Raw genomic sequence first — 372 nt, forward strand, 5'->3', positions numbered from 1 at the left:
GGCGCTTGCTGGTGCCGTGCTTACCCTGCACCGTGCCGACCGCATTGGCGAGCGCATCTACAACGTGCGCAAACAGGAGTTGCGGGGGTTCGACAGCATCTTCCAGAGTTCGCGGGTGATGGCAGCCGTGGTGCGTGAAGCGCGGCGCATGGCGCCGCTGGATGCGCCGTTGCTGATCGAGGGCGAGACCGGCACCGGCAAGGAGCTGCTGGCGCGGGCGTGCCACCTGGCCAGCCCGCGCGGGCAGTCGCCATTGATGGCACTCAACTGTGCCGGGTTGCCAGAGTCGATGGCCGAGACCGAGCTGTTCGGCTATGGCCCGGGGGCATTCGAAGGGGCGCGGGCCGAGGGCAAGCTTGGGTTACTGGAACT

Annotated in this window: 1 protein-coding gene; it reads left to right on the forward strand. The window is 67.7% G+C overall.

Going from position 1 to position 372, the window contains the following annotated elements:
• A partial coding sequence (locus QWI17_RS18105; RefSeq protein ID WP_302723933.1) for a sigma 54-interacting transcriptional regulator occupies positions 1-372 on the forward strand: 372 nt, incomplete at both ends.

It is taken from the genome of Gilvimarinus gilvus, from assembly GCF_030518155.1.
GTDB classification, from domain to species: domain Bacteria; phylum Pseudomonadota; class Gammaproteobacteria; order Pseudomonadales; family Cellvibrionaceae; genus Gilvimarinus; species Gilvimarinus gilvus.